The 4,228-nt window shown below is 49.5% G+C and carries 5 protein-coding genes; 1 reads left to right on the top strand and 4 read right to left on the bottom strand.

From position 1 onward, the window contains the following. Positions 1 to 202: 202 nt before the first annotated feature. Positions 203 to 1,765, bottom strand: a complete 1,563-nt coding sequence (locus tag B1748_RS34710) for a helix-turn-helix domain-containing protein (RefSeq protein WP_087572554.1) — start codon at positions 1,763 to 1,765, stop codon at positions 203 to 205. A 193-nt stretch (positions 1,766 to 1,958) separates the two neighbouring features. Here B1748_RS34710 and B1748_RS34705 point away from each other — a divergent pair, with 193 nt between their 5' ends. Then, positions 1,959 to 2,141: a YjzC family protein gene (locus B1748_RS34705; RefSeq protein WP_087572553.1), complete on the top strand. Its 183-nt coding sequence runs from the start codon at positions 1,959 to 1,961 to the stop codon at positions 2,139 to 2,141. Between the two features lie 512 nt (positions 2,142 to 2,653). Here B1748_RS34705 and B1748_RS34700 read toward each other — a convergent pair. The 3 genes from B1748_RS34700 to B1748_RS34690 are packed head-to-tail and all read right to left on the bottom strand — an operon-like array spanning position 2,654 to position 4,120. Continuing rightward, positions 2,654 to 3,133, bottom strand: a complete 480-nt coding sequence (locus B1748_RS34700; protein WP_143810458.1) for a WG repeat-containing protein — start codon at positions 3,131 to 3,133, stop codon at positions 2,654 to 2,656. Beyond that, complete coding sequence (locus B1748_RS34695) at positions 3,090 to 3,383, bottom strand: WG repeat-containing protein (protein WP_179215982.1); 294 nt, start codon at positions 3,381 to 3,383, stop codon at positions 3,090 to 3,092. The genes B1748_RS34700 and B1748_RS34695 overlap by 44 nt, the downstream gene beginning before the upstream one ends. Beyond that, positions 3,380 to 4,120, bottom strand: coding sequence for an ankyrin repeat domain-containing protein (locus tag B1748_RS34690; RefSeq protein ID WP_087572550.1), 741 nt, complete (start codon positions 4,118 to 4,120; stop codon positions 3,380 to 3,382). Before B1748_RS34690 ends, B1748_RS34695 begins: the two co-directional genes overlap by 4 nt. Positions 4,121 to 4,228 lie beyond the last annotated feature (108 nt).

Below are 4,228 nucleotides of genomic sequence, written 5' to 3'. Positions count from 1 at the left end.
TTCACCTGTCTACCTAAAGGGGAGCATATCAGTTCTCTCATGACCTTCTCCCTTTCCTATTCCCGCAATTAGTATAATGATTATCATTATCACTAGAACACTTTACCTTCTCCCTCTGCAAAAGAAAATGTTCCTGCATGATCTGGGAGCATGTCATATTGTGATGTAGAGCGTACGAGGCACAGCTGGGAGATGGTGCATTCTATGGAAGGAGACAATTCATCAAACTTTCCAATTGCAGCTCTATCGACCCGGGATCGATGCCATAAAATTTTCCGAAATCATTGAGAATATGTACATCGCCCCGGCAAACCGCCGTCAGCCGGCTCCATGCTTCGGACTGCAGCAATTGCCTGAACGCGAGCGAATCATGCGCGATCGTAATAAACAAGTAGTCACAATCGATATCGGGCACTTCCTCAACTGGGAAAGATAAACATCCCTTATCCATGATCCCTCTGTCTACAAGCTTCTGCGGAACACGGAAGCCAAGATCTTCATATAGAACAGGCGTCCCTCGGCCAAAGCCGCAATGGAATACATAAGCCGCATCCGCATAGATCTCCCACACGGCAGCCGTTCCCCGGAATACTTGATTCGTATCCAGCCGTGCGTTCGACTCGGCAGCCATTCGATCATATCTCTTTATTGTTTCCTCTGCCGCTTCCCGCTTCCCCGCGATTTCCGCTACTCGGCGGAACTGCTCGCGCCAAGGCAGCTTGGTCATTGGAATCGCTTCTACGGCTGCATAACGATATAATTGCCAATCCTCCTGAATATCGCCTGTTACAAGAATGACATCCGGTTGCAGTCGCTCCAATGCTTTATAAGATCCGATCCCCTCCGACCAGCAGAGCTCCCGCATTCCTTCCTCGCTTGGATGTCCAAGCTGGCGATGGCTCGACCACGCCGAATACGCCCCCAATACAGGCTCTACGCCCAGCCCTATAAGCATTTCCGTGTAATTGTAAGTGGAAGCGACGATGCGACGCGGCTTGTTTCTGTAATTGGCAGGAGAAAGATCCAGGAGCGCTTTAAATTTTTTGCTCAGGTAGTAACCGTCGCGATAACCGACATGACGCGCGATTTCGTTCAAATTCGGAAAAAGTCCTTTCAGAATCAACAATTGCGCCTCCCTCACGCGCATAAGATTCAGATAGGAGGTATAGGTCAGCCCCGTCTTCTTACGGAATACCCTCGACAAGTGCTCGGCGCTGACTTCCGCGTATGCGGACAACGCTTCACGACTCCACTCTTCCTTGAACCTTCGATGAAGCTGGTCGAGTACGTTCGTCAGCCATGGCATGTCCACTCCATCCCCTGTCTGCTTGTGTTGCTCCAGCAAGGCTGTCAGCAGCTCAAGAAAAATGCGTTGCGGTTCCAGCGGCTTCTCCTGCCGATTGGCCCAGGCTAATTCAAGTAGCCGACCCGTCTGGATGAAAGCATCGGATGAGCCCTTGACGGGCTTCTCGGGCAAGCCTGAAGGAGAAGGCGGCATACCATCCAGCGTCAGTGCGCGATACTCCACGACAATGGCTTTGAAAGCTTTTTCCGCTGCCCACTCCATGCTGCTGCTTGAATTACAGCACAGAATGGTACGCCTCTCGAGCTCGCGCTCAACTCCGTTATATACGACTCTTGCCCAGCCATCCGTCACCAGGATGATAACAGGCTCTCGTGGCCCGACCGCCTCGGTAGACCATGGCAATTGTCCGCTGCTCAGTTGGTGTACCGCGATCGGCAAATAATAAGTGTAACCTGTCATGTCCGCTCCCTCCAGTCCTGTCTCAGTTATAGCGCGAATATGAAGACTAGGCAAGCTTTGCACCGTTATCTGCTACTTATGCGATTGGGACGCGTTGTTCATACTAAGCCATGGACGGGAGCAGGCAATGTTTCTTCATCTCATCAATGCTGCCCGACCGCTTCATACACAACTCATGGAGGTGCATCCAACGATGGGTGAATTTACGATCTTTAACCAAGGCGACCGGGCGCCGAATGACGGCACGTATATCGAGACTGGCGTCAATTCGTACCACATGGGCATTCAGAATCCAAAGAAAGTAACCTTGCACAAGGGGGAACGTTTCCCCGATAACACGAATCACGAACGCAAGTGGATCCGAATGCCGAAATAACTTATAAATTATTTCGCAGCTGCATGAATAAGTCGATGGTTATCGGGCATTATATTATCGACGGTGCAAGAGAGGTGTAGTTCCATTGGACCAGCAGGTGCAAGGATCTGAAGGAGAGTATTTCATCCACTACTTGTAAAGCGAGGCGTTGTGCTAAAGACTACGGTCCGTAAACACACAATTTCGATGAGCTCGAAGTGAGACAGGATACACGACGTACCAATCTAACAAAACCACCGTCGAGCAAGGGGGCCCCTCATATGAGGAGCCCTCTTCTTCTTATCGCTTATGCTGGCTCGTAGCCGGCTGCCGTCTCGATGTAGTGACTTTTCGCTTAGCATCCCATTCTACTCCGAAGTTTAGGCTCTCGCCCAAGTCTCTAAGCTTGAAGTAATTATTCCCTTCAATATGATAAGCCTGAAGGATCCATCTCCATACCGTCCAAATAAATGTTTGACGCGGTTGGAGTTACTAGTATTTTGGGGCGGATATTCGTTATCTTCATTTCACCTTCAACGGCTGTATAGACTTCGCCTGTTGTCAGTTGAATGATGTTCTAGGTATACATCGTCATGATATATCATGCCACCATCGTACACATCGTATCTGATGTTATAAGAAGTCTCATTGATTACTTTGCCGGATTTATTGATAAAGTAGAACGGTGCATCTTCGTTATCTCTAACAACTGCGATCCCGTTCATGAATCCGGAGACGATCTCATATTGCGGAGGGATCACTTCTTCTCCCTCGTAATTGGCGAATCCAAAGCCTTCATCTGATCGCACAACCCACATTCCATCCATAAATCGACGGATTTCATTATACCGAATAGGCACGACGATGTTGCCATTCAGATCAATGACGCCTGCTTTATCATCCTTGAAAACCACAGATAGCCTATTACCGTAAAAATTTTGGACATTGTCATACTGAACAGGAATAACCTCAAAGTCCATTTCGGTTGATGAATCCCCATTTTTCTCCGACACTGACTTCAGTTCTGCCTTCTACAAACGGACCGACATAATCGTATTTCGGCGGAACAATTAATGTGCCTGTAATGTTAATGAGCCCCCATTTTCCATCCTTTTTTACGAAAGCTACTCCGTCCTCGAATGGCCTTGCTTCCTCATATAGCGGCGGAATGACAAACTCATCATCTGCCGAGCTTACCGTTTTTCCTCCAGGGAGACTCCATGCAAATAGTAAGATCATTGACAGTACCCACGTTTTTTTCATAGTGGCCTGCATCCTTTCGCAGTTCTTCCTCCCATAACGACCAACCAACTCGCCAAATCGTCCGCTCCGCTGCGTCTGGCCGCATCCAAAGGCGTCAGACCGTCATAACCGACCCAATTGATGTCGGCGCCGCAAGTCTTGAGATATTCCGCGGCTTCCCTTCGCCCGCCGTGACAAGCCAGCCAGAACGCTTGATGGAGCTGTTTTGGGTTCTTAGACTTATCCTCTTCAACAAATCGCCTTACCTCATCCATGTTCCCGAGTGCGGCCGCATGCCATAATAACTGTTTGGCCCCTCGTTCGGCCAGTCTGCGCGCCGTATCCCATTGTCCAAACGCTACAGCATCACTTAGAGCTGTTCCGCCGTCGATTACAGAGCCTCCAGCCTCAATATCTGCTCCCGCATCTAAGAGCGCGTCGAGCGCCTCTACATCGTTATTGCTGGCCGCCCAGTGCAGCGGAGTCTCCGCATGTGCTCCTTGGAACTTGGCATTCACGTCAGCGCCGTTTGTTACTAACAATCGGATGACTTCGGGACCGTTCGGAATACGGCCTGGCCAATCCGTAGCAATATGTAGCAGCGACCTTATGCCGCGATAATCTTGATTCTTGGTTTCGATTCTGACTTTAGAGAGACCTTCGTGAGCCTCAAGCAACTTTTTCAACCCAACAGTGTCCCCGGCACGTATAACTGCTGTTATTTCCTTCGCCAACGGCTCGTCCTCTTGTATGTACATCGGGATGTCATTCACTCCTTCACTTCAATTGTCTTAGTGGAGCCATTACTACAGGGTGAACGGGAGCAACTGTAACGGAACTGAAAGGCGTTATTTCAGCAAAAAGCA

The organism is Paenibacillus sp. MY03 (assembly GCF_002165585.1).
Lineage (GTDB): Bacteria > Bacillota > Bacilli > Paenibacillales > Paenibacillaceae > Pristimantibacillus > Pristimantibacillus agaridevorans.
The sequence above is the reverse complement of the archived record's forward strand: the minus strand, read 5'-3'. Positions and strand labels throughout refer to the sequence as shown.

Excerpts from the sequence above, each read along its gene's own strand:
- B1748_RS34710 (WP_087572554.1), bottom strand. The coding sequence starts at position 1,765 with ATGACAGGTTACACTTATTATTTGCCGATCGCGGTACACCAACTGAGC.
- B1748_RS34705 (WP_087572553.1), top strand. The coding sequence starts at position 1,959 with ATGGGTGAATTTACGATCTTTAACCAAGGCGACCGGGCGCCGAATGAC.
- B1748_RS34695 (WP_179215982.1), bottom strand. The coding sequence starts at position 3,383 with ATGAAAAAAACGTGGGTACTGTCAATGATCTTACTATTTGCATGGAGT.
- B1748_RS34690 (WP_087572550.1), bottom strand. The coding sequence starts at position 4,120 with ATGTACATACAAGAGGACGAGCCGTTGGCGAAGGAAATAACAGCAGTT.